This window comes from Streptomyces sp. NPDC021212, from assembly GCF_044332925.1.
Taxonomy (GTDB): domain Bacteria; phylum Actinomycetota; class Actinomycetes; order Streptomycetales; family Streptomycetaceae; genus Streptomyces.
In genome coordinates this window covers 596,733-622,846 of the sequence record NZ_JBIRPZ010000002.1, presented here as the reverse complement: position 1 = coordinate 622,846, position 26,114 = coordinate 596,733, and the positions used below count along the sequence as shown (strand labels likewise).

Genomic DNA, 26,114 nt, shown 5'->3' with positions numbered 1-26,114 from the left:
GGGGGCGGTGCGTACAATCTCGGCCGTCGGTCGGCGAGTCCGCTCAGGCCGCCGAGAGGCGGTCGTACGTCCTGAAGGTGTAGTACGCCGTGTACGCGATCAGGCTTTCGCCGGTGGCGGCGGGCAGGCCGAAACGCTGGTTGACCGCCCGGCCGAGAGGACCGCAGCGGGTCGCCGCGGGCGTGGTGAAGGTGTCGTCGTGCGCGGGGAACCGGACCAGCGGCGGATCCTGGGACAGCCAGGTGCTCGGCGCGTCCCTCGTGGGACGGAGCCCGACCGGCGCGTCGTCCGTGCCGATGGCGCACGTCCGGTTGAGGAGCGGGGAGACCAGCCGGAACCTCAGGTCCAGGGCGCCGCTGTTGAGGAAGTCGGCGTAACCCCCGTACCCGGCCCGGACGGACAGGCCGGGCGCGCCCGGCACCGGTGTCGGCTCGGCGCGCAGGGAGCCGAAGACCTGGCCGAACGTGCCGTCGGGCAGCGGGCCCTCGGCATGGACGAGGGTGATGGGCTTGATGTCGGGGAGGTCGATCCGGCCGAGCTTGAGGTGCCCGTACGCGACCGACACCTCGCAGCGCCACTTCGCGCGGTCGGCGCCCGCGGGCAGGTCCTTCGGGCAGTCGGCGTAGGCGGGGGCGAGCGACTCCGGGGTGGGGACGGGCGCGGCGGCGAATCGGGCCGGCGCAGGCTGTGCGAGGGCCGGGGCCTGGGCGGCCGTGGCCAGGGCCAGGGCCAGGGCGGCGGCGACGGCGCCGGCGCCGGCTCTGGTCGCGAGGCGGCCACGGCGGAGTGCGGTCACGATTCTCTTCATGCCCTCGACCCTGGCCGCCACCGGCCTCCGGGCTCATCGGGAGGCTCCCTGACGGGCCCCCGAAACACCCCTGACGTGATGTCGGGGACAGCGATCAGGAGCCGGGCACCGGGTGTGCCAGCGCCCGCCGGATGGCCTCGGCGACCGTGTCGACGTGGGCGGAGAGCGCGAAGTGGCCGCCGGTGAGGCGGACGTGGGCGCGGACGTCCACGACATCGCCCCAGGCGGCGACCTCGGCGGGGGAGAAGACCGGGTCGTCGTCGGCGGCGACGAGGAGGACCGGGGACTTGGTCCAGGTGCGGTCGGTCATGGCGGCGAGGGCATCGCCGAGGAGGAGGTCGGAACGCAGGGGCGGGAGGAGGTATTCGGCCACCAGGGCCTCGTCCAGATCGGCCATCCCCGGGGTGTCCAGGGAGCGCAGGAAGGCGAAGAGATCGTCGGTGGTGAGTTCGGCGGTCGGCTTGCCGAGGGGGTGCCGCACGAACTGGCCGGGAACCGGCCATGCGGAGAGGACGACGAGATCCGGCGGCGCGGGCGCGCGGGTGGCCAGGAGGTGGGTCATGGCCGCGCCCATGCTGTGGCCCATGAAGACGAGCCGGCCGTCGGTGGGCGGGAGCTTGTCGAGCGCGGCGAGGACGCTGTCCGCGGCCTCCTCGGGCACGGTGACGGGCGGCGTGCGGCGGCGGTTGGCCCGGCCCGGGGGTTGGACGGCCCAGACGTCGGCCTCCGGGAGCGCGGCGGCGAAGGGGTGGAAGAACGTGGCGGAGCCGCCCGCGGGCGGCCAGCACACCAGCCGGTCCCGGCGCTCCGCAACCACTGCCGCAGACTGATCGGCGGGTCGCAGCGGCTGGAGCCAGGGGTCGGTGATCGGGGCGCTCATGGTGTGACCTTCCAGTGGCGGAGTCGCGGGAGGGCGGGAGTTGCGGGATGGCCGAGTCGTGGGTGGCGGGAGCCGTGGGGCGGGAATTCAGTAATCCCGGGGTGCGCAGATGCTGTCAAGCACGCGAATTGGTCAGGCAGTCTGATTTCCGCCGCTGTCCAGGGAGTACTAGGGTCATCCCTAGTTTGGCAGAATGCGACAATGTAACGTTCGCCACATGAGTGCCCCTTGCACGCGTCCATGCGTTTCCTAGATCCTGTTTCAGGGCCGGGTCGATTAACCGGCTCTTCTTCTGGTGTCCACCTGAAAGGCGCCATGGTTTTCGCGATTCTTTTTCCCGGGCAGGGTTCGCAATTCCGGGGAATGGGCAAGGATGCCTTCGAGCGCTATCCGGGACTCACCCAATTCGCCTGCGACGTACTGGGCTACGACCTCGTCGCGCTGTGCCGGGACAACCCCGACGATGCGCTGTCCCGCACGGAATACACCCAGCCCGTCCTCTACGCCGTCAACGCGTTACAGACGTTCGAGCGATTACGGCGCGAGGACCGGCCCGCCGACTGCTATCTCGGGCACAGCCTCGGCGAATACAACGCCCTGCTGGCCGCCGGGGTGTTCGACTTCGAGACCGGGCTCAGGCTCGTCAAGAAGCGCGCCGAGTTGATGGCGGCGGCCCACGGCGGCGGAATGACGGCCGTGATGGACACGCCGGCGCCACGCCTGCTCGACATCCTCGCGCAGGACGGCGTCGAGGGCCTGGACATCGCGGGCTTCAACACCGATGCGCAGATCGTCGTCGCCGGTCCTGAAGGGGCGCTGCGCGCCGCCCACGCCTCGTTCAAGGAACGCGGTATCCGGTTCGCGCCGCTGCGGGTCAGCGCGCCGTTCCACTCCCGGTACATGGAGCCGGCCCGCGCGGAGTTCGAGCGGTATCTCAAGGAGTTCACCTTCGCCGAGCCCACGGTCGACGTGGTGGCGAACGTCACCGGACGCCCCTACGAAAAGGGCGCGATCGTGGCGACGCTGAGCCGGCAGCTCGTCGAACCGGTGCGCTGGACGGACAGCGTCCGTCATCTGCTCGCGCGTGACCCGCGGTTCGCCTGCGAAGAAGTGGGCGGAAAGTCCCTCCTCCGCATGGTGGAGAAGATCCGTACGTCCGCAGTCCCCGCCCCCGTTCCCGTTCCCGTTCCCCAGTGAGAAGTAAGGGCCTTCGATGAGCAGGACAGAGAAGATCCAGCAGTACATAGAGGAGCGCTTTCTCGTCGAGTTCGGGGGCGACATGACCGCCGACACCGACCTCTTCAAGGCCGGGGTCATCGACTCCTTCGGCTACATCCAGCTCATGAACTTCCTCGAGGACGAGTTCGCGTTCCAGATGGACGAGGCCGACATCCTCACCGATGTCTTCGTCTCCCTCTCCTCGATCGACGACTTCGTGGCCCGCAAGCTCGCCGAGCCGAACTCCCGCTGACCCGGCAGACCCCGGTAACCCCGGTCACTCGCCGAGCCCGACACCCCGTAATAAGAGGACTGCCATGTGCGGACTTGCCGGTTTCCTTAGCGCTGAACTCCAGGGTGATGCCACGCCCCAGGTCATCACCTCGATGCTGTCACTCATCCGCCACCGCGGTCCGGACGAGGCGGGGTACTACCTCGACGACGGCATCGCGATGGGGGCCGTACGTCTGTCGATCATCGACATCGCCGGGGGCTCACAGCCGATGGCGGACCGCGCCGGGCGGTACTGGATCTGTTTCAACGGCGAGCTGTACAACCACATCGAGTTACGCGACGAGTTACGCAGACTCGGCCGGACGTTCCGTACCCACTCCGACACCGAGGTCGTGCTGCAGGCGTGGATCCAGTGGGGACCGGCCTGCCTCACCCGCTTCAACGGCGCCTTCGGCCTGGCGATCCGGGACGCGGCCACGGGCGAACTCTTCCTCGCCCGCGACCGGTACGGCAAGCGCCCGCTCTTCTACGCCGACCGCCCCGGCGCGTTCCTCTTCGCCTCCGAGATGAAGGCGTTCCGCGCGTTCCCCGGCTTCCGCTTCGAGCTGGACCCCCGGGAGCTGGCGTCGATCTTCGCCGTCTGGACGCCGCTGCCCGACCGCACCCCGTTCCGGGACATCCGGCAGATTCCCATGGGCGGCCTCCTCACCGTGCGCGGGGAGCGGCGCACCCTGAGCACGTACGAACAGCTCCGCGTCGACGCGCCGCCGTTCACCGGAACCGAGGAGGACGCGGCCGCCTTCGTCCGCGAGGAGCTGCGCAAGAGCGTCGAGCTGCGGCTGCGCAGCGACGTCGAGGTCGGCGTCTATCTGAGCGGCGGGCTCGACTCGTCCATCGTCACCAAGCTCGCCACCGATCTCTCCGGGCAGCAGGTGCGCACCTTCTCGGTCGAGTTCGAGGACAAGACCTTCGACGAGTCGAGCAGCCAGCGCAGCGTCGCCGCGCACCTCGGCACGCTCCACTCCTCGCTGGCCATATCGAGCGCCGACATCGCGGAGAACTTTCCCGCGGCGGTCTATCACGCCGAAGTCCCCGCCTTCCGCACCGCGTTCGTGCCGATGTATCTGCTGTCGCGGCATGTGCGGGACGCCGGAATCAAGGTGATTCTGAGCGGCGAGGGGGCCGACGAGGCGTTCCTCGGCTATTCGCTGTTCCGCGAGACCCTGCTGCGTGCCTCGTGGAACGAGCTGTCGGACGAGGAGAAGGCGGCCAGGCTCGGCGGCCTCCACCCCGAACTCGGCCATTTCGGACCCGCTCACCGGAAGCATCTCACCGGTCTCTTCAGCCAGTTCTCCGCCGAGCGGCTGCCGGGGCTCTTCTCGCATGAACTCCGCTACCAGAACGGACGGTTCGCGGTGCGGCTGCTCAAGGACCGTGACGAGCCGTTCGGGGATGTACTCGACCTCGTCGGGGCCGCCCCCGGCTATGCCGCGCTGTCGCCGACCCAGAAGGCGCAGTGGCTCGAATACAAGACGCTCCTCGCCGGCTATCTGCTGTCCACCCAGGGCGAGCGGATGAGCCTCGCGCACAGCGTGGAGAACCGCTGCCCGTTTCTCGACCCGGCCGTGGTGCGGGCGGCCGCGTCCGTGAACCTCGGTTACGACGACGGATTCCAGGAGAAGGCCATCCTCAAGAAGGCGTTCCACGGCGAACTTCCGCAATCCAGCCTCACCCGGCCCAAACAGCCGTATCGGGCTCCGGGTGCCGCCGCGTTCAAGGACCGGCGCCCCGACTACATGGAACTGCTGCTCTCGGACACCGAACTCGGCCATCTCGACTGCGTCGACCCGGTTTTCGCGCGCAAGCTCGTCAACAAGGTCATGTCCACCCCCGATCCCGAGATCAGCACCAAAGAGGATCAGGCGTTCGTCTATCTGCTCTCCACCGCCGTCCTCCATCACCAGTACGTGCGGGGCCGGGAGGGCCGTATGAGCGCGGCGTCCGAGGCGCGCATGGAGATACGGACCGCCGTCGACCACCGTCTGTCCCGGCTGTCCGTCGGAGGAACGCGATGAATCCCGCCGCCATGTCTTCTTCCGGCCCGCTGCCTTCTGCCGCCGATGACATCGCCGTTATCGGCCTCGCGCTGCGGCTTCCCGGAGCCGACACCCTCGACGAGCTGTTCGGGCATCTGACCGCGGGCCGCTCGCTCATCTCCGAAGTGCCGCCCGAGCGGTGGTCGAAGGAGCGCTGGTTCGGCGACCCGAGACGCGGTGCCGAAAAGACCAGCAGCGTCTGGGGCGGCTTCATCGACGACGCCGACTGCTTCGACGCCGCGTTCTTCCGCATCTCCCCGCGCGAGGCGGAGAGCATGGACCCGCAGCAGCGGTTCGCGCTCGAACTCGCCTGGAAGGCCATCGAGGACGCCGGGTACCGGGCGAGCGAGTTCGCCGGGACCAGCACCGGCGTCTTCATGGGCGTGTGCCACGCGGACTACGCGGAGCTGATGGAACGCGACCGCGCGAAAACAGATGCCTATTTCCCGACCGGCACCGCCTATTCCATCATCTCCAACCGGGTCTCCTACTTCTTCGACTTCCAGGGCCCGAGCATCACCAACGACACCGCCTGCTCCAGCTCGCTGGTGTCCGTGTACGAGGCCGTGTCCGCGCTCCAGCGCGGCGAATGCGGTCTCGCCCTCGCCGGGGGCGTCAACCTGTGCTGGTCGCCCAAGCACTTCGTCGCCTTCAGCCAGGCCGGGATGCTCTCGCGCACCGGACGCAGCCGCGCCTTCGACCAACACGCCGACGGCTATGTGCGCGGCGAGGGCGGCGCCGTCCTGCTGCTGAAACCGCTCGCCCGGGCCGTCGAGGACGGGGACCCCGTCCACGCCGTGATCAAGGGCATCGCGACCAACCATGGCGGCCGGACCAGCTCCCTCACGGTGACGAACCCGGTTGCCCAGGCTCAGCTCATCGAGGGCCTCTACACCCGCGCCGGCATCCGCCCGGAGACCGTCACCTACATCGAGGCGCACGGTCCGGGCACCCCTGTCGGCGACCCGATCGAGATCATCGCGCTCAAGCGGGCGTTCCAGAACCTGCACGCGGCGCAGGGCACCGAGGCGAGTCCGGCGACCTGCGGTGTCGGGTCGGTCAAGACCAACATCGGGCATCTGGAAGGCGCCGCGGGCGTCGCCGGAATGGCCAAGGTGATCGCCTCCCTGGCGGGTCGGACGCTGCCCGCGACCGCCGGTTTCGAGGCGCAGAACAAGCTCATCAAGCTGGAAGGCAGCCCCTTCTTCATCGTGCGCGACACCCAGCCGTGGGGCGATCCGGACGGCCAGGGCGGGCCGCTGCGGGCGGGCGTCAGCTCGTTCGGCTTCGGCGGTACGAACGCCCATGTGGTCCTGGAGGAGTACGTACGCGGTGAGGCTTCCGTCGAGGACGCGGCGGGCCCGGACGTCGTGCCGCTCTCGGCCGGGACGCCCGACCAGCTGCGCGAGGTCGCCCGGGAGCTGCTGAACCATCTGCGCACTCCGCACACCGGTGACGGCGCGGCGCGGCGACTCGCCGACATCGCGTACACGCTGCGGATCGGGCGCGAGCCGATGCCCGCGCGTGTCGCGTTCGTCGTCGCGAGCCTGTCCGAACTCGGTACGTCGCTCGCCGCGTTCGTGGACGGCGCGCTCGCCGAGTCGGCGGTGCACGGGGACGCCCGCGACACGCCCGAGCTCCTGCGCGCCGCGACGCGTTGGGTCGAGGGCGAGACGGAGACGGTCGACGTGGCCGCGCTCGGCGGATACGGGGAGCGGCGCCGGGTACGGCTTCCCACGTACCCGTTCGCGCGCGAGCGCCACTGGTTCAGGGGCCGTGCCGGTTCGCTCCGGCCGTCTTCCGATGCGAGTGAGCGGCGCTACAGCTCGACGTTGACCGGCGACGAGCCCTTCCTCGCCGCGCACCAGGTGCGGGGAGCCCGAGTGCTGCCCGCCGCCGCCCATCTGGAGATGGCCCGAGCGGCGGTGGCGCACGCGGCGGGCCACGGGGCGACCGGCCTGCGGCTGCGCGATGTCACCTTCCTGCGCCCCGTCGTGGCGGACGGCCCCGCGCTCGACGTCCATATGGGCCTCGCCCCCGGCAACGGGCGCTCCTTCGGATACCAGCTCTACACGGGCGCGTCGGTGCACGACCCGTCGTGCGTGATCCACAGCCGTGGCACGGCCGAGGTGGGCGCGTCACTCGACACGCCGGAGCCGGTCGATCTGGCGGCGCGGCGTACGGCGTGTCCCACGCGGCGCACGCCTGACGACGTCTATGCCGCGTTCCATGACCAGGGTCTGGAGTACGGCGCCGCGATGCGCGGGCTGGCCGAGATCTACGTCGGGACGGACGAACTCGTCGCCCGTATCGCCCGGTCGGCCGCGTCGACGGACGTCGTCCTGCCGCCGAGCGTCCTGGACGCGGCGCTACAGGGCTCGGTGCTGTTGCTGCCCGAGGGGGGCGGCGCCGGCGTGCGGCCCCAGGGCCCGGCGCTCCCGTTCGCCCTGGAGGCCCTGGAGGTCCACGGCCCCTGCCCGGACGAAACCTGGGTCTGGGTCCGCCGCCGCGCCGGCGGCGGGGCCCTGGACACGTTCGACATCGACCTGTGCGACGCGGAGGGCGCAGTGGCCGTACGACTGCGCGGCCTGGTCCAGCGCCGGGCCCCCGCCGCCGCGGGCGACACGGCGTCGCGTGCCGGGGAGGACACGGCACAAACGGTGGCCCCCGGCGCCTCCGGTACCCCCACGTCTGGCGAGCCCGGCACCGAGGGCCGCGTCATCGCGGCCACCTGCCGATGGGTGGACGCCCCGCTCGCGGCAGCGGCGGGGACGGGCGAAGGCGGCCCCGCCGGGCATGCCCCGGCCGGGGGTGGGGCCCTCGTGGACGGGCCGGTCGTGCACGGATTCATCGCCGGGGGCGGCCCGGCCGCAGACGTGGCGGGTGGCTCGCTCACGCGTCTGCCCGACATCGCGCGCGATCGCCTCGCCGACGGCATCGACGCCGTGGTGGGCCTCGTCTTCGGCCGCGTTCAGGAGCTGATGCGGTCGCGGCCCCGGCGCGCGCAGCGTGTTCTCGTCCTCGTCGACGACGGCGTACCGCGCCACTTCCACGCCCCGCTCGCCGGTCTCCTCCAGACCGCCGCCACCGAGAACCCTCTGGTCTCGGGGCGTGTCGTGCGGATCGCCGGGCTCGACACGGCCGCACCCGAGCGTGTCGCCGCCATCGTGGCCGCCGAAGGGGCGGAGCCCGGGGGCGCCGGCGAGGTGCGGTACGCCCACGACGGCACCCGCCAGGAGTGGCGGCCCGTGGACGTCGATCTGGGCGAGGGGCCGCAGGCCCCGCCGCTCAAGGACGGCGGGGTGTACTGGCTGACGGGCGGACTCGGCGGACTCGGACGGCACTTCGCGCGGTACCTCGCGCGCTCCGGCCGGGTCACCGTCGTGCTGAGCGGCCGGTCGGCGGCCGGGGCCGCGAGCGATGCGGTTGTCCGTGAGCTGCGGGCAGCGGGCGTGGACGCGCACTACCGGGCCGTCGACGTCGGCCGCAGGGAGGACGTGGAGCAGGCCGTCCGCGCCATCACCCGGGACCACGGCTCGCTCGACGGGATCGTGCACGCCGCGGGCGTGTTGCGCGACGGGTACCTCCTCACCAAGGACGCGGCCGAGCTGCCGGCCGTACTGGAGCCGAAGGTGCGCGGCGCGGTGAACCTCGACGCCGCCACGCGCGACCTCGCGCTCGACTTCTTCGCCGTCTTCTCGTCCGTCGCCGGGGTGTACGGCAACTCCGGACAGGCCGACTACGCGGCGGCGAACGCCTTCCTGGACGCCTTCGCACACCATCGGCAGGCGCTGGTGGACATCGGGGAGCGGACCGGGCGGACCGTCGCCGTCAGCTGGCCGCTGTGGGCGGACGGCGGGATGACGGCCGACGCCGTGACCCGCGAAGCGATGCGCAAGCAGCGCGGCTGGGAACCCCTGCCGACGGAGGACGGGCTGCGCGTGTTCGGCCGCGTGCTGGGCGACGCGCCCGGGCATGTCGTCGTCGCGTACGGCGCGGACCCCACGCTCTCGCTCGCGCGGCGCGATGAGAAGCGGCCCGCCGCGCCCGCAACGGCCGTGGAAACGAGAGGCGGTGACCTGACGGCGCCGACCGAGGAGTTGCTGAAGCGGATCCTCGGCGAGGTGCTGCACCACGATCCCGACGCGATGGACACCACCGTCAACCTGGTCGAGTACGGCATCGACTCGCTCGCGATCCTGGAGACCACCGCGCGCCTCGAAGAACTCTTCGGACCGTTACCGAAGACGATCTTCTTCGAGTACGTCACCATCGAAGGCGTCGCGGGCTACTTCCTGGCATCGCACCGCGCGACGCTGGACGCGATCCTGGGCGAGGAAGTTCACGTCGAAGCCCAAGCCCCCACCCAAGCCGTCACCGAGGCTCCGGCCCCGGTCCCGCAGCCCCGCCCGCGCCGGGAAGGCGAAGGCGACGACTACCACGACATCGCCGTCATCGGCATCTCCGGCACCTACCCCGGCGCCGACACCATGGACGAGCTGTGGTCGCTGCTCGAAGAGGGCCGCCACGCCTTCGAAGAGGTCCCGCGCGACCGCTGGGACCACGACGCGATCTACAGCCGCGACCGAACCGTCCTCGGCAAGAGCTCCATCCGCACGGGTACGTTCCTGCGCGGCATCGACGCCTTCGACCCGCGCTACTTCCGTGTCTCCAAGCGCGACGCCGAGCACATGTCGCCGGAGGTCCGGCTGTTCCTCCAGACCGGGGTCGAGGCCCTGGAGGACGCGGGGTATTCGCGCGAGACCATCCAGCGGCAGTACGACGGCGATGTCGGCGTGCTCGTCGGGGCGATGAGCAACCACTACGGCCTCTACGGTTTCCAGAACAGCCTGACCCGGGGCTCCGCGGCCAGCGGCAGCTACACCGGCACGCTGCCCAACATGCTCTCGTACTTCTACGGGCTCACCGGGCCGTCGATCTTCCTGGACACCATGTGCTCCGGGTCCTCGGCCTGCGTCCACCAGGCCGTGCAGATGCTGCGCGCCCGCGAGTGCAAGATGGTCGTGGCCGGCGGGGTGAACCTGCTCCTCCACCCGTACAACCTCATCTCCTCCTCTCAGGAGCACTTCACCACCGCGACCTCCGATGTGATCCGCAGCTTCGGGCTCGGCGCGGACGGGACGATCCTGGGGGAGGGCGTGGGGGCCGTCGTCCTCAAGCCGCTGGTCGAGGCCGAGCGCGACGGCGACCATGTGTACGCGGTCATCAAGGGCACCGCGCTCACCAACGCGGGCGTACGCAACGGCTTCACCGTGCCCAGCCCCCACGCGCAGGCGCGGGCGATCGAGAAGGCGATCGACGACGCGGGCGTGGACCCGCGGACGATCAGCTACGTCGAGGGGCACGGATCGGGTACGTCGCTCGGCGACCCGATCGAGGTCAAGGCGCTGACCGACGCGTTCGGCAAACACACCGAGGACACCCAGTTCTGCGCCCTCGGCTCGGTCAAGTCGAACCTGGGGCATCTGCTGCACGCGGCCGGGATGATCGGCTTCGCGAAGGTGATCCTCCAGCTCCAGAAGGGCAAGCTGGTGCCCTCGCTGCACAGCGACGAACTCAACCCCGACATCGACTTCGGCGGGACACCCTTCCGCGTGCAGCGGGCACTCGCCCCATGGGACCCGGTGACGCTCACGGCGGCCGACGGGCGTGTCGTCCCCCAGCCCCGGCGCGCCGGAATCACCTCGATCGGCGCGGGCGGCATGAACTCGCACATCATCCTGGAGGAGTACGCGGGACGGCCCGGCGACGCGCCCGATGTCCGCGACGGACGCGACGAGTTGTTCGTCTTCTCGGCGATGACCGACGCCGCTCTCAACACCTCCCTCGCCCGTTTCCGCGCGTATCTGACCGAGGCGGACGAGTCCGATCTGCCGTCGATCGCCTTCACGCTGCGCGTGGGCAAGAACGAACTCCCGCGGCGGTGGGCCTTCTTCGCGGCCGACACGCGTGGCGCCATCGAGGCCATCGACCGCTACTTGGCGGGCGACCGCGACCTCACCGCCGCGCTGAGCAGCGACGACCCGCGAGCGGCGGCCGCGCGCGACCTCGGTACGGTCTGGGCGGGCGGCAAGAGCGTCGACTGGGCGCGGCTCGGCGACCCGCGCCGGCTGCGGCGTGTCTCGCTCCCCGCCTACCCCTTCGACCGCGTGTCGTGCTGGGTGACCCCGGAACCCGGTGCGCCGAGCGTGCTCGCCCCGCTCGCCCTCCGCGACAAGCTGCACCCGTTCCTGGGCCGCAACGAATCCGATGTCGACGGGCTGCGCTACACCCTGGACGTCCACCTTGACGACCTGCTCGACTACGGCTTCCAGCGGGGCAGGGAACGGGACATCGTCCCGGCGTTCGCCCTGGACGTGGCGCTCGCCGCCGCGCGGATCTCCGGATTCGCCACCGATGCGCGGGTACGCGACCTCCGCGTCATCGGCCCCGTCGAGTGGACCGCCACCGAGCGCCTGATCACCACGCTGGACACGGCGCTGGACACGACGCGCCCCGAGATGGCCCAGGGCGCGGTGTTCGCCGAGGACGCGTCGGGGACGCGTACACGCGTCATCGAGTTCGGCCTCGTCCCGGACGGTACGCCCAGCCCGGCGACGCCCCGCGCATCCCTCAGCTTCGACGCCGTACGCACCCTCGACCAGCCGCAGACGCTGGCCGAACTCGCCGAGGGCGGGCTCGGCTACGAGCCCGAGCTGTGCGGGATCGGCAGCGCGGCCTGGCTGGGGGACGGACGGCTCGTGCTCACGGTCGCCGCCCCCGAGCTTCAGCGGGATCACACCAAGCCCGGCGTCACCCTGCCCCCGCACGTGCTCGCCGCCCTCGACCAGGGCGCGCACCTCGCGGCGAAGGGCGCGGGGATGCCGCACTGGGAGCGGCGGACCTGGCGGCACGCCGCCGACGTCCGCCTCCGCACCGGTGCCCCGGAGGTGGCGTACGCCGTGCTCGACCTGGCCGCCGACGCCGGATCCCTGGCCGGGAACATCACGCTGCTGGGGGCGGGCGGCGAGGTCGCGGTGGAGCTGACGGGCGTGCGCTACGGGGACCGTGAAACACCCCTGCGCCCGGACGAGTCGCCCCGACAGGACGACGCACCGCGCGACGGCGGGATCGCCTCCTTCGTGGTGGACGAACTGCGCGCCATCGCCTCGGGCATCCTCAAGTTCGACGCGGACGAGCTGGACGTCCACACGGGCTTCGACGCCTTCGGCTTCGACTCGATCTCGCTGGTCACCTTCTCGAAGCGCATCCACGAGCGGTTCGGCATCGACGTCAGCCCGGCCGTCTTCTTCGACGTACGCACCTTCGACGCGCTGGCCCGCCACCTCGCCGCCGAGTACGAGGAGCCGGTCCGCGCGGCGCACGAAGCGCGGACGCCGCGCCCCCCGCGTGCCGTCCCCGTACAGGCGCCCCGACGCGAGGCGGCGAGCCCGAGCCCCGTCCCGGACCGTGGCGAGGACGACACGCCCATGCCCGTCGCCGTCATCGGCGCGGCGGGACGCTTCCCCGGCGCGCCCGACCTCGACACGTACTGGGCGAATCTCCTCGAGGGCAAGGACTCGGTCGCGGCGTTCCCGGTCCACCGCTACGACGCCACCTACGCACGCGTCGTGGACGAGGCCGACTTCCCGCGCCACGCGGGCGTCCTCGACGACGTGGACGCGTTCGACGCGGGCTTCTTCCGGATCTATCCGCGCGAGGCCGAGCTGATGGACCCACAGCACCGGCTGGCCCTCGAAACGGTGTGGGGCGCGCTGGAGGACAGCGCGTACACCCGCGCGGACCTCCCCCGTAACACCGGGCTCTTCCTGGGCGTGTCGGGTACGGACTACGCCACGCTGCTCACCACGTACGGCGTGGAGCCGGACGCCTTCACCTCCACCGGCAACGCGCACTCGATGCTCGTCAACCGCGTGTCGTACGTGCTCGACATCCGCGGTCCGAGCCAGCCGGTCGACACCGCCTGCTCCAGTTCGCTCATCGCCGTCCACCGCGCCCTCGACGCCCTGCGCACCGGCGCGTGCGACGTGGCGATCGCGGGCGGGGTGAACCTGCTGCTCAGCGTCGACACGTTCGTGAGCGCGCAGCGCGCGGGCATGCTCAGCCCGGACGGCCGGTGCAAGACCTTCGCCCGGGACGCGGACGGCTACGTACGCGGCGAGGGCGTCGGAGCCATCGTCCTCAAGCCCCTGGCCGCCGCGGAACGGGACGGTGACGCGATCCTCGCGGTGCTGCGCGGCAGCGCCGAGAACCACGGCGGCCGGGCCAACTCGCTCACCGCGCCCAACGCCGACGCCCAGACCGAGCTGGTGACGGCCGCGCTGGGCGGCCTCGACCCGGACACCATCGGCTACATCGAGACGCACGGCACCGGGACCGCGCTCGGCGATCCCGTCGAGGTACGGGCGCTGCAGTCCGCGTTCCGGCGATTGGGCGGCGGGAATGCGGCCACCTGCGGACTGGGGTCCGTGAAGTCGAACATCGGCCATCTGGAGGCCGCCGCGGGCATCGCCGGGCTGCTGAAGGTGATCCTGGCCCTGCGCCACGGGGTGCTCCCGGCAACCCGCCACTGCGCGGAGATCAACCCGTTCATCCAGCTCGACGAGGGCCCCTTCCACATCGTGCGCGAGAACGAGCCGTGGCCGCGCCTCCGCGACGACGGCGGGCGTGGCGCGGTGACGCCGCGCCGGGCGGGCGTCAGCAGCTTCGGCTTCGGCGGCTCCAATTGCCATGTGGTGGTCGAGGAATACGTGCCCCGGGCCGTCGAACGCGGCGACGGCGGGCCGTCGGAGGGCGCGAGCGTCATCGTCCCGCTCTCGGCGCGTACCGACGAACAGCTCCGGCAGGTCGCGAGCCGGCTCCTCGCGCACATCGGCGACCCGGGCCGGTCGGACGCCCTGCCCTCGATCGCCTGGACGCTGCAAACCGGGCGCGAGGCGATGGAGCGGCGCGTCGGCTGGGTGGTGGCCTCGCGGGAGGAACTCGCCGACCGGCTGCGGGCGTTCGTGGAGACCGGCGAACGCGGCAGCGCGCCGGACGGTGACCTCGGGCAGCTGCTCGCCCGCTGGATCACGGGCGGCACCGTCGAGTGGCGCACGCTGTACGGGGCGGACACCCCGCGCCGCGCCCACCTGCCCACGTACCCCTTCGCCCGCGAGCGCTACTGGATCCCCGGCACCGACACCCCCGCCGATACACACGCCAGTACCGAGGCGCAGAGCCTGCTGCCCGTCATCGGGACGACCCTGCTCGTCCCCCGGTGGATCCCGCGGCCCGCGCCCCCGGGCGGGCACACCTACGGCCGCCACCTGGTCATCCTGTGCGGGGCGGCGGCCACCGCGCGGGCCGCTGCCGCTGTCGAGCAACGCGTCCCGGGCGCCCGCTGCCACACCGTCACCACGGCCAAGCAGCGCCTCGACAGCCGCTTCACGGACATCTCGCGGCAGGTCTTCGAGAGCGTCCGCGAGCTGGCCGCCGAGCCGTCGAGCGACGCCACCCTCGTGCAGGTGGTGGTCTCGACGGACGGCGACGGCGTGACCCAGCTGGCCCTGGCGGGACTGCTGCGCACGGCGGCGCTCGAAGGCCCCCGGTTCGTGGGCCAGGTGATCGGCCTGGACGGCGCCGCCACGGACGACACCGTGGCCACCGCCGTCGCGGACAACGCAGGCGCTGCGGACGCCGATGTCATCCGCTACGACGACGGGCTGCGCACCGTCCAGACCTGGGGCACCCCGGACCGACCCGCGTATCCGGCAGGCATCCCGTGGCGCGCGGGCGGCACGTACCTCATCACGGGTGGCACGAGCGGCATCGGCGCCATCATCGCCCGCCACATCGCCCATGGTGTGGAACGCCCGACCCTCGTCCTGGTCGGCAGGCGGCCCAAGGACGGTCGTATCGACACGCTCCTCGGCGAACTGCGCGCCGCCGGAGCCGTGGCCCGCTACGAACGCGCCGACATCTCGCGCTGGGAAGAGGTCCGCCACCTGGTCGCGCACGTCCGCGAGGACATCGGCGAGGTGCACGGCATCGTGCACTCCGCCGGTGTCATCCGCGACGCGACGCTCACGAACAAGACGGCGGAGGAGTGGGACGACGTCCTCGCGCCCAAGGTCGACGGCCTCGTCCACCTCGACCGGGCCACCGCGGGCGAACCGCTCGACTTCGTCCTCACCTTCTCCTCCGGCTCCGCCCTCACCGGCAATCCCGGCCAGGCGGACTACGCCACCGCCAACGCCTTCCTGGACGCCTACGCCACGCTCCGCACCGCCCGCGTCGCCGCCGGGGAGCGCTCCGGGCGCACCCTGTCGATCGCGTGGCCGCTGTGGAAGGACGGCGGGATGGCGGTGGACGAGGCGACGCGCGCGTACCTCTGGCACAGCCGTGGCCTGACCCCCATGGAGTCGGCCGACGGGCTCGCCGCCCTGCTCCGCGCCTGGCGGCTCGGCGCGGAGCGGGTGTGGGTGCACCATGGCGACCCGGAGAAGGCGCTGCACTCGCCCACGTTCAGCACACCGGACACCGCCCCCGCCCAGCGGCCACAGGCTCCTTCCGAGCGCACCGGGCGCGAGACGTTGCACCGCCTCCTCGACCTCTTCGCACACGTCACCAAGGTCCCCAGGGACACCGTGAACGCCGATGAGCCGATCGGCGCGACGGGACTCGACTCGATCATGGTCGTGCAGCTGAACAAGGAGCTTGCCGCCCGGTACGGCGACGTCTCGAAGACGCTCTTCTACGAACACCCGACGCTGCGCGCGGTCGCCGCACACCTCGCGACGGAGCATGCGTCACCGGCCCCCGAGGACACCGCCCCCGAGGACACCGGCCCCAAGGACACCGGCCTCAAGGACCCCGCCCCTGTGGACACAGCTCCCGTGGAGACCACCGTGACACCCGACCCGGTACCGCAGCCCGCACAGCCGCCCGTTCAGCAGCCCGAGGCGCGGGAGCCCATCGCCATCATCGGCATGAGCGGCCGCTACCCGCAGGCCGAGAACCTCGCCGCCTTCTGGGAGAACCTGAAGGCGGGCCGGGACTGCGTCGGCGAGATTCCGGCCGACCGCTGGTCGCTGGACGGCTTCTACGAGCCGGACCGCGCGACGGCGGTCGCCACCGGCCGCAGCTACAGCAAGTGGGGCGGTTTCCTGGAGGACTTCGCGGCGTTCGATCCGCTCCTCTTCCAGATCGCGCCGCGCGACGCGTACGCCATGGATCCGCAGGAGCGCCTGTTCCTCCAGGCGTCGTGGGAAGTGCTGGAGGACGCCGGATACGCACGGGAGGAGCTGGCGCGCCGCCACCGGCGCCGGGTCGGTGTGTTCGCGGGCGTCACGAAGACGGGCCACGCACGCCACGGCGTGGGCCGGCTGCCGTCGGGGGATATTGCGGCCCCGGTGGTTTCCTTCGCCTCCCTCAGCGCCCGTACCTCGTACGTTCTCGATCTGCGCGGGCCGAGTCTGACGCTCGACACGATGTGCTCCGCGTCGCTCACCGCCATCCACGAGGCGTGCGAGCATCTGCACCAGGGCGCGTGCGAGCTGGCCATCGCCGGTGGCGTCAATCTCTATCTGCACCCACAGGACTACATTGAACTGTGCGGCTCCACCATGCTGTCGTCCGACGCGCGGTGCCGGAGCTTCGGCAGCGGCGGCGACGGGTTCGTACCGGGCGAGGGTGTCGGCTGCGTCCTGCTGAAGCCGCTCTCGCGCGCTCTCGCCGACGGCGATCGGGTGCTCGCGGTGATCCGCGGGACGAGCATCAACCACGGTGGCCGCTCCAACGGCTACACCGTGCCGAACCCGGGCGCCCAGGCCGAGCTGATCCGGGACGCGATGACCCGCGCCGGTGTTTCCGCCCGCGAGGTGGGCTACGTCGAGGCGCACGGCACCGGAACGGAGCTGGGCGACCCGATCGAGGTGAAGGGCCTGACGCTCGCCTTCGAACAGGACACGGCGGACAAGCAGTACTGCGCACTCGGCTCGGTGAAGTCGGGGATCGGCCACCTGGAGGCCGCGGCGGGCATCGCCGGGCTGACGAAGGCCGTCCTCCAGCTGCGTCACGGACAGCTCGTGCCGAGCCTCCACGCCGAGGAGCCGAACCCCAACATCGCGTTCGAGCGGACCCCGTTCTTCGTCCAGCGCGAGCTGACCGCGTGGGAATCGGACGGACCGCGCATCGCGTCCGTCTCGTCGTTCGGCGCGGGCGGATCCAACGCGCACGTGATTCTGGAGGAGTACGCCACCGAGCAGCCGCCACCGGCGGGTGTGGCCGACGGCGCCGAGCACATCGTCGTCCTCTCGGCCCGTACGCCGGAGCAGCTGCACACCTCGGCCGCGCGCCTCGCCACGTTCCTCGACACCCAGGGCGTCCCGCCGGCCGATCTCGCCTTCACCCTCCAGGTCGGGCGCGAGGCCATGAAGGAACGGCTCGCGGTGGTCGCGGCCACGCTGCCCGAGCTGCGCGACGCCTTGCGTGCGTACGTGGACGGCGGCGACGCGGACGGCGACGCCGACCGGATACCGGGCGTGTACCGGGCCACCGCAGGCCGTGCGCAAGGCGCCCTCGCCGAGATCGCCGCCGACGACGACCTCCGGGAACTCCTGGTCCAGCGCTGGGCCCGATCCGGGAAGGCGGCCAAGCTCGCGGCCCTGTGGGTCGAGGGCGTGGAGCCCGACTGGCACGCGCTGCACGCACCGGCGGCGCCGCGGCGGATCGCGCTGCCCACGTATCCGTTCGCCAAGGACCGGTACTGGATCGGGGACCTCGATCCGGTGGAGGACACGGCACGCCTGGCCGTACGCCAGGCCCCACGGATCGCCGAGCAACCCACCGCACCCGTCCGGCGGGAGCCGCTGGACGCCCATGTGGCCCGCGTGGTGCGCGACAAGCTCGGCAAGGCGCTCGCGATGCGGGAGAGCGAGGTCGAGGGCGGCCATGCCTTCGCCGACTACGGGCTCGACTCCATCCTCGGCGTCCGCCTCGTCCATGAACTCAACGAAACCCTGGGTCTCGACCTCCCGACGAGCGTCATCTACGACCACAGCACGGCGGACCGCCTCACCGCCCACATCCTGGGCGCCCACCGTCCCGTCGTCACCACTCGCGCGGAACACCACTCCGCCGCGCCCGTGACACCGCCTGCCACACCGCGGCCGCCGATCGCCATCGTCGGCATGAGCGGCCGGTTCGCCGGCTCCGACTCCCCGGCTGACCTGTGGGAACACCTCGCGGCGGGCGATGACCTCGTCGGCGAGGCCACCCGCTGGGATCTGCGGAGCACGGACGACGGCGGGGCGAAGCGCTGCACACGCGGCGGTTTCCTCGACCAGATCGACGCGTTCGACCCGCTGTTCTTCAACATCTCCGGCGTCGAGGCCGCCCTCATGGATCCGCAGCAGCGGCTGCTGCTGGAGGAGTCCTGGAAGGCCCTGGAGGACGCGGGATACCCGGGCCACCGGATGAGCGACGTCCGCTGCGGCGTCTACGTCGGCTGCTGGGACGGCGACTACCAGGAGCTGCTGGGCAAGGACGCGCCCGCCCAGGCGTTCTGGGGCAACACCGCCTCGTTCACCCCCAGCCGGATCTCCTACTTCCTCAACCTCAAGGGCCCCGCCATCGCGGTGGACACCTCCTGCTCCAGCTCCCTCGTCGCCATCGACCTGGCCTGCAAGGACCTGGCGTCGGGCGAGACCACGATGGCGCTCGCGGGCGGGGTGTACGTGCAGTCGACACCGCGGCTGTACGACCTTGCCGGGCGTGCCGGGATGCTCTCGCCGACCGGCCGCTGCCACACCTTCGACCAGCGCGCCGACGGTTTCGTACCGGGCGAGGCGGTCGGCGCGCTGGTGCTCAAGCGGCTGGACGACGCCCTCGCCGACGGGGACCACGTCCACGGCGTGATCCGCGCGTCGGGCGTCAACCACGACGGCGCGACCAACGGCATCACGGCGCCCAGCTCCGCGTCCCAGGAGAGCCTGCTGCGCGAGGTATACGACGCGTACGGCATCGACGTGGAGCACATCCAGCTGGTCGAGGCGCACGGCACGGGCACCAAGCTGGGCGATCCGATCGAGTTCCAGGCCCTCACCCGGGCGTTCCGCGAGGGCACCGACAAGTCGGGCTACTGCGCCCTGGGTTCGGTGAAGACCAACCTCGGCCACACCCAGCACGCGGCGGGTGTCGCGGGCGTGTTCAAGGTGCTGCTGGCGCTGAAGCACCGGCAGATCCCCGCGTCGCTGCACTTCGAGACCGCCAACGAGGCGGTGGCGCTCGACAGCAGCCCGTTCTACGTGAGCACGCGCACCCACCGCTGGGAGACGGCACCGGGAGTGCCGCGGCGCGCCGTCGTCAGCTCGTTCGGCGCGAGCGGCACCAACGCGCACCTCGTCATCGACGAAGGGCCCGCCCCCGCGCGCGTCCCGGCACCACGACCGGCGCATCTCGTCGTCCTCTCGGCACACTCCCGCGACCAGCTCGCCCAGCAGCTGACCCGGCTGGCCGCCCACCTCCGCCGCGAACCCGGGCTCGACTGCGGCGACATCGCGCACACGCTCATCGCCGGGCGCGAACACTTCGCGCACCGCTTCGCCTGCGTCGTCCGCGACCGCGAGGAGCTGGTCCGGGTGCTGGACGAAGGGCTCGGCGGGCCGCGCGCGTTCACCGGAGAGGCGGTGGCGCCGGGCAGCAAGGCGGATGGCACACGCCTCGGCGAGGAGACCCTGCGGCGCTGCTCCGGCGGTACGGCGCACACCGACGCACCGCTCGCGTACCGCACGGATCTCGAACTGCTCGCCGAGTTGTTCGTCCAGGGCGTGGCGCTCGACTACGCCGCGGTGATCCCCGAGGCCGCGCGGCGCCGGGTGCCGCTGCCGACATACCCGTTCGCCCGCGAGCGCCACTGGCCGACGGCTTCCGTACGTGTCGCGCCCGAAGTCCCCGACGTACGCCACCCGATGATCCCCCGGCCGGCGGGCGACGCGGACGGCGGCCACCGCGCCACCGCCACGCTGACCGGTGACGAGTCCTATCTGCGCGACCACACGGTCCACGGCCGCCGGATCCTGCCCGGGGTGGCCCACCTCGAAATGGCGCGGGAGACCGCGGCCCACGCGCTCGGCGCGACCGCCACCACCCCGCTGCGGATGCGCAACGTCACCTGGGTGCAGGCGCTCGCCGTCGAGGGCGAGCCGCTGGACGTCGAGGTCCGGGTGAAGCCGGTCCGGGACGGCGGTGTCTCCTTCGAAGTCACTTCCCGGACCCCCGCATCACCCGTGCACAGCGAAGGCCGCATCGCGCGGTCGGACACACCGCGCCCGGCGCCCCTCGACCTCGCCTCCCTGCGCGCGGACTGCCCGACCACGGTGTCCCCGGTACGTGTGGCCGACGCGCTGCGGGGCATGGGCATCGTGCACGGCGCGTCGCTGCGCGCCATCGAGGAGGCGTACGTCGGCGCCGGGGTCGTCGTCGCCCGGCTCGCTCTCCCGGAGGCGGCCGACGGGCCGTATGTGCTGCACCCGGCCATGATGGACTCGGCCATCCAGGCGTCGATGGCGCTGCATCTGGCCGACGGCGAGGGTCCCCGGGACACCGCGATCCCCTTCGCGCTCGACCGGCTCGAACTTTTCGCCCCGTGCACCCCGGCGATGTGGGCCGTCGTCCGCGTCGCGGACGACGCGGAGCCGGTGACGGCCCTCAGCAGGCTCGACATCGACCTCGTGGACGACACCGGCGCGGTGTGCGTGGCCATGACCGGCTACACCTCGCGCCGCGTGCCCGAGCCGGTGCCGTCGCTGTACGCGCCCGTGTGGGAGCCGCTCGCGGATACCGCCTTCGGCACGCCCGTACCGTCCGCCGCGGACCGCGTCCTGGTCGTCGGCGGCACCGACGAGCAGCGGGCGGCGATCAGCGCGCGGAGCCCGCACACCACCGTGTGGAGCCTCGCGCCGGACGCGTCGATCGACGAGGTCGGCAGCGCGCTCCAGGCCGCGGGTCCGCTCGGCCACCTCGTGTGGATCGCGCCCGACACCGCGCTGGAAGCCACCGACGCGGCCGGTCTCGTCGCCGCCCAACGGGACGGTGTCCTCGCGGCCTTCCGCATGGTCAAGGCGCTGCTGCGGACGCGGCACGACGCCCGGCCGCTCGGCCTGACCCTGGTCACCCGGCGCGCCGTCCCGACCCACGCCACCGATGAGATCCGGCCCGTCCACGCCGGGCTGCACGGCCTCTTCGGATCGCTGGGGCAGGAGTACCCGAACTGGACCGTCCGCCGGCTCGACCTGGACGGCGACACCGCGTGGCCCGCGGACCTCACCGCGCTGCCCGCGCATTCCCACGGCGACACCTGGGTGCGCCGCGCGGGCCAGTGGCTGGGCCGCAGGCTGGCCCCGTGCGACGCGGCGGCCACCGCCACCGGGCAGCGCTACCGCGACGGCGGCGTGTACGTCGTGATCGGCGGCGCGGGCGGCCTGGGCGCGGCCTGGACCGAGCATGTGGTCGAGCGCTACGGCGCGCGGGTGGTGTGGATCGGACGCCGTGAGCGCGACGCGGAGATCGACGCCAAGCTCAGTGGCATCCGCGGCCGGGGCGAGGTCCATTACCTCGCCGCCGACGCCACGGACCCCACGGCCCTGGCCCGTGCCCGCGCCGAGGTCATCGACCGGTACGGGCGCATCGACGGCGTCGTGCAGGCGGCCCTGGTGCTCCGCGACCAGAGCCTGGCCAACATGGACGAGGACACGTTCCGCGCGAGCCTGGCCGCCAAGGTCGACGCGAGCGCGGCCATGGCGGAGGTGTTCGCCGACGACGGCCTCGACTTCGCCCTCTTCTTCTCCTCGATCCAGTCGTTCACGACCGCGGCCGGGCAGAGCAACTACGCGTCCGGCTGCACCTTCGCCGACGCCTACGCCCACGCCCTGTCCGGGCAGTGGCCGGGCCCGGTGAAGGTGATGAACTGGGGCTGGTGGGGCAGCATCGGCAGCGTCGCCTCCGACTTCCACCGCGAGCGCATGGCCCGCTGGGGGCTGCTGTCCATCGAACCGCCGGAGGGCATGGCCGCGCTCGACACCCTGCTCGGCGGCCCGCAGCGGCAGCTCAGCTTCGTCAAGCTCACCGAACCGGCCGCGCTCCGGCCCGTCGACCCGGCCACCCGCCTCACCGTCTACGAACGCGACCCGGCCACCCGCATCCCCGCCGACGCCCTGATGGCCCGCTCCGGCCTCGCCGACAGCCAGGAGATCCTGCGCACGGTGGCCGACTGGCGCGCCGAGCGCGACGCCCTCCTCGGCCGCATGACCCGCGGCCACCTGGAGGCCATGGGCGTCGTACGGAACGGCGAGACGTACGACAACGCCACCGACCCCGCCGACCTCACCGCGCTCCGCGAACGCGGTGGCATCCTCGACCGCTACACCACCTGGCTGGACCACGCGCTGCGGACGATGCCCGACGTGGCCCCGCCGCTCGACGCGCTCAACCAGGAGTGGAAGGAGCGCTGCGCCGAGTGGTCCGCCGACCCCGACAAGCGGGCCGAGATGCGGCTCGTCGACGCCACGCTCGGCGCCCTGCCCGACATCCTGACCGGCCGCACCCGGCCGACCGACATCATGTTCCCGCGCGGCTCCCTCGAACTCGTCGAGGGCTGCTACAAGAACAACCGCGTCGCGGACACCTTCAACCGCGCCATGGCGGACGCCGCCGTCGGCGTCGTGTCCGAGCGGCTGCGCCGCGACCCCGGCGCGCGCCTGCGCATCCTGGAGATCGGCGCCGGTACCGGCGGTACGAGCGTGGGGCTGTTCGCGGCGCTGCGCCCGTACCAGGACCACATCGAGACGTACACCTACACCGACCTGTCGAAGGCGTTCCTGAACCACGCGCAGAGCGAGTACGGGCCGGACGTCCCGTATCTGGACACCGCGCGCCTCGACGCCGAACAGCCGCTCGCCGGGCAGGGCATCGAGGTCGGCACGTACGACCTCGTCGTCGCCGCCAACGTCCTGCACGCCACCCGGGACACCCGCACCACCCTGCGCAACGCCAAGTCCGCGCTGCGGGACGGCGGTTGGCTGCTGCTCAACGAGCTGTGCTCGTTCGATGTGTTCAGCCACCTCACCTTCGGGCTGCTGGAGGGCTGGTGGCTGTTCGAGGACGCGTCGCTGCGCATCCCCGGCTCGCCCGCGCTGACGCCCGAGACCTGGCGGGACGTCCTCCACGGCGAGGGGTTCCCGTCGGTGGTCCGCGTACTGCCGCAGGCCCGGGCGCTCGGGCAGCAGATCATCGTCGCCGAGAGCGACGGCATCGCCCGCAGGCCGGTGCCCGTGCGCGACGCCCGCCCCGCCCCCGCTCCCGTGCCCAACGAGCCCGTGTCCGATGAGCCCGCGCCACTTCAGGAGACCGCCGGCCCCTCCGACGAGGCCCGCGCCGCGACGATGGTGGCGTACCTGAAGGAGAAGGCCGCGGCCACGCTCAAGATCCCGGCGGAGAAGATCGATCCGTCGGTGTCGCTCATCCAGTACGGCATGGACTCGATCCTCGTCCTGCAACTCGCCAACGCGCTGCGCGAGGACTTCGACGACGTCTCGCCGACCCTCCTCTTCGACGCCGAATCGGTGGACGAGCTGTCCGCCCACTTCCTCGACACCTACCGCGACCGCGTGGACGCCCTCGTGCTCCGAGGCGACCGACGCGGCCAGGAGGCGTGATGGCGCTGCCGATGGACGACCCCGCACCCGCCAGGATCGTGGTGGGCATCACCGGCGCCACCGGGGCCGTGCTGGGGGTGCGGCTGCTGGAGCGGCTGCGCGAGCACGGCGGGGTGGAAACCCATCTGGTGATCAGCCGCTGGGCGCGCTCCACCATCGAGTACGAGACCTCGATGAGCGTTCGCGAGGTGGGCGCGCTCGCCGACGTCACCCACAACCCGGAGGACCAGGGCGCGGCCATCTCCTCGGGCTCCTTCCGCACGGACGGCATGGTCATCGTCCCGTGCAGCATGAAGACCCTCGCGGCGATCCGCATGGGCTTCGCCGACGGCCTGGTGGCCCGCGCCGCCGACGTCACCCTGAAGGAGCGCCGCAAGCTGGTGCTGGTGCCCAGGGAAACGCCGCTGAGCGACATCCACCTGGAGAACATGCTCGCGCTGTCCCGCATGGGCTCGGTGATCCTTCCGCCGATGCCCGCCTTCTACCAGCATCCGGAAACGGCCGACGACATCGTCGACCACACCGTGACCCGTGTGCTCGACCAGTTCGGCATCGACACGCCCAAGGCCGTGCGCTGGAACGGGATGCGCGACGCCCGGCAACACGCCCGCCCCCGACCCCGAGGTGAGGAACGGACATGAACCCCCTGTCGAGTCTGCGTGACTATCTGGGCGCCCTGGCCAAGCTCGACGATCTGCGGGTCGTCGACGACGAGGTGGACGCCGAGCTGGAAATCGGCGCGATCGCCCGCTACGCCACCGAGCACCGCGCCCCGGCCCATCTGCTGTCCCGCATCCGGGGTTTCACGCCCGGCTTCCGGGTGCTCACGGCGCCCGCCGCGTACAGCAGCGTCCCCAGTTCCCCGTACGCCCGGGTCGCGCTCTCCCTCGGGCTCGACCCGGCCACCCGGCCGCTGGAACTGCTGGACGGGCTGGTCGCCGCCCAGGCCGCCACCCCCGTACCGCCCGTCACGGTGGCGTCGGGGCCCTGCCAGGAGAACGTCCTCCTCGGCGCGGACGCCGACCTGACCCGCTTCCCGTTCCCGCTGCTGCACCGCGGCGACGGCGGACGGTACGTGAACACCATCGGCACCTTCGTGCTGCGCAGCCCCGACCGCCGCTGGACCAACTGGGGTGTCGCGCGGGCCATGCTGCACGACGCGCACCGCATGGCCACCTTCACCGGTTCGCCGCAGCACATCGGCGTCATCGACGACATGTGGCGCGAGCGCGGCGAGCGCACCCCGTTCGCGCTGGTCCTCGGCGCCGAGCCCGCCGTCCCGTTCGTGTCCACCATGTCCCTGCCGGAGGAGGTCGACGAGGCCGCCTATCTGGGCGCCTACTACGGCCGGCCGGTGGAGCTGGTCCGCTGCCGGACCGTCGACCTGGAGGTGCCCGCCACCGCCGAGATCGTCATCGAGGGGTACATCAACCACGACGAGCTGATACCGGAAGGCCCGATGGGCGAGTTCGCGGGCTACATCCCCGACTGGCAGGTGGAACTGCCCGCGTACACCGTCACCGCCATCACCCACCGCGACGACCCGATCATGCCGGTGGTGTGCGCGGGCAAGCCGGTCGACGAGGACCACACCCTCATCGGGCTGACCCACTCCGCCCGCTGGACCCACTATCTGCGCGAGGCCGGTCTGCCGGTCGCCGCGGCCTGGATGATCCCGGAGACCGCCGTCCACGTCCTGGCCGTCACCGTCGACCGCGACTGGCGCGAGCGCACCGGCTTCACCTCCTCCGAGCAGCTGTGCCGGGCCATCGGCGAGGCGTGTGACGCCTTTCCGCACGGCGGCTGGTGGGTCACCCGGATCATGGTCCTCGACCACGACATCGACCCGACCGACCTGCGCGACGTCCTGTGGGGCTTCGCCACCCGCTCCCACCCCACCACCGGCATCCATGTCCTCCCCGACACCGCCATCATGCATCTGATGGTGTGCTACACCGACGAGGAACGGGAGACCGGACGCGGCCCGACCGTCCTGTTCGACTGCCTCCGCGAGGACGATCTGAACATCGCCTCGTTCGCCGAGAACTACCCGCAGGCGGTACAGCAGCGCACCCGCGAACTCCTCGCGGCCGCCCGCCCGTTGGGGGACCTCGGCTGAGCGGCTGTCCGTGCGGCCGGTGAGCAGGGAGCGGCCCCCGTCG

General features: G+C 72.0%; 8 protein-coding genes. 6 read left to right on the top strand and 2 right to left on the bottom strand.

Annotated elements, in window-relative coordinates:
- Positions 1-43: 43 nt before the first annotated feature.
- Together ACH4SI_RS06955 and ACH4SI_RS06950 are read right to left on the bottom strand one after the other, a co-directional pair.
- Positions 44-808 carry a hypothetical protein gene (locus tag ACH4SI_RS06955; RefSeq protein ID WP_398293426.1) on the bottom strand — a complete coding sequence of 255 codons (765 nt, stop codon included), beginning with the start codon at positions 806-808 and terminating at the stop codon, positions 44-46.
- A gap of 94 nt (positions 809-902) precedes the next feature.
- Positions 903-1,688, bottom strand: a complete 786-nt coding sequence (locus tag ACH4SI_RS06950) for a thioesterase II family protein (protein ID WP_398293424.1) — start codon at positions 1,686-1,688, stop codon at positions 903-905.
- Positions 1,689-2,003: 315 nt separating this feature from the next.
- Here ACH4SI_RS06950 and fabD point away from each other — a divergent pair, with 315 nt between their 5' ends.
- The 6 genes from fabD to ACH4SI_RS06920 all read left to right on the top strand — a co-directional run bounded on the left by fabD (position 2,004) and on the right by ACH4SI_RS06920 (position 26,071).
- The gene (gene fabD, locus ACH4SI_RS06945; protein ID WP_398293421.1) at positions 2,004-2,885 is read left to right on the top strand and encodes an ACP S-malonyltransferase; all 882 of its coding nucleotides are present in this window, start codon (positions 2,004-2,006) and stop codon (positions 2,883-2,885) included.
- Positions 2,886-2,901: 16 nt separating this feature from the next.
- Positions 2,902-3,159 carry a phosphopantetheine-binding protein gene (locus ACH4SI_RS06940; protein WP_398293419.1) on the top strand — a complete coding sequence of 86 codons (258 nt, stop codon included), beginning with the start codon at positions 2,902-2,904 and terminating at the stop codon, positions 3,157-3,159.
- A 64-nt stretch (positions 3,160-3,223) separates the two neighbouring features.
- The gene (asnB, locus tag ACH4SI_RS06935) at positions 3,224-5,215 is read left to right on the top strand and encodes an asparagine synthase (glutamine-hydrolyzing) (RefSeq protein WP_398293417.1); all 1,992 of its coding nucleotides are present in this window, start codon (positions 3,224-3,226) and stop codon (positions 5,213-5,215) included.
- The gene (locus ACH4SI_RS06930) at positions 5,212-23,952 is read left to right on the top strand and encodes an SDR family NAD(P)-dependent oxidoreductase (protein ID WP_398293414.1); all 18,741 of its coding nucleotides are present in this window, start codon (positions 5,212-5,214) and stop codon (positions 23,950-23,952) included. Before asnB ends, ACH4SI_RS06930 begins: the two co-directional genes overlap by 4 nt.
- Positions 23,952-24,593: a non-oxidative hydroxyarylic acid decarboxylases subunit B gene (locus ACH4SI_RS06925; RefSeq protein WP_398293412.1), complete on the top strand. Its 642-nt coding sequence runs from the start codon at positions 23,952-23,954 to the stop codon at positions 24,591-24,593. Before ACH4SI_RS06930 ends, ACH4SI_RS06925 begins: the two co-directional genes overlap by 1 nt.
- Positions 24,590-26,071 carry a UbiD family decarboxylase gene (locus tag ACH4SI_RS06920; protein ID WP_398293410.1) on the top strand — a complete coding sequence of 494 codons (1,482 nt, stop codon included), beginning with the start codon at positions 24,590-24,592 and terminating at the stop codon, positions 26,069-26,071. The genes ACH4SI_RS06925 and ACH4SI_RS06920 overlap by 4 nt, the downstream gene beginning before the upstream one ends.
- The last annotated feature ends 43 nt before the right edge of the window (positions 26,072-26,114 follow it).

Bases quoted from the DNA above. Each gene is read 5' to 3' on its own strand.
- fabD (WP_398293421.1), top strand. From the start codon at position 2,004: ATGGTTTTCGCGATTCTTTTTCCCGGGCAGGGTTCGCAATTCCGGGGA.
- ACH4SI_RS06925 (WP_398293412.1), top strand. From the start codon at position 23,952: ATGGCGCTGCCGATGGACGACCCCGCACCCGCCAGGATCGTGGTGGGC.
- asnB (WP_398293417.1), top strand. From the start codon at position 3,224: ATGTGCGGACTTGCCGGTTTCCTTAGCGCTGAACTCCAGGGTGATGCC.
- ACH4SI_RS06950 (WP_398293424.1), bottom strand. From the start codon at position 1,688: ATGAGCGCCCCGATCACCGACCCCTGGCTCCAGCCGCTGCGACCCGCC.
- ACH4SI_RS06920 (WP_398293410.1), top strand. From the start codon at position 24,590: ATGAACCCCCTGTCGAGTCTGCGTGACTATCTGGGCGCCCTGGCCAAG.
- ACH4SI_RS06940 (WP_398293419.1), top strand. From the start codon at position 2,902: ATGAGCAGGACAGAGAAGATCCAGCAGTACATAGAGGAGCGCTTTCTC.
- ACH4SI_RS06930 (WP_398293414.1), top strand. From the start codon at position 5,212: ATGAATCCCGCCGCCATGTCTTCTTCCGGCCCGCTGCCTTCTGCCGCC.
- ACH4SI_RS06955 (WP_398293426.1), bottom strand. From the start codon at position 808: ATGAAGAGAATCGTGACCGCACTCCGCCGTGGCCGCCTCGCGACCAGA.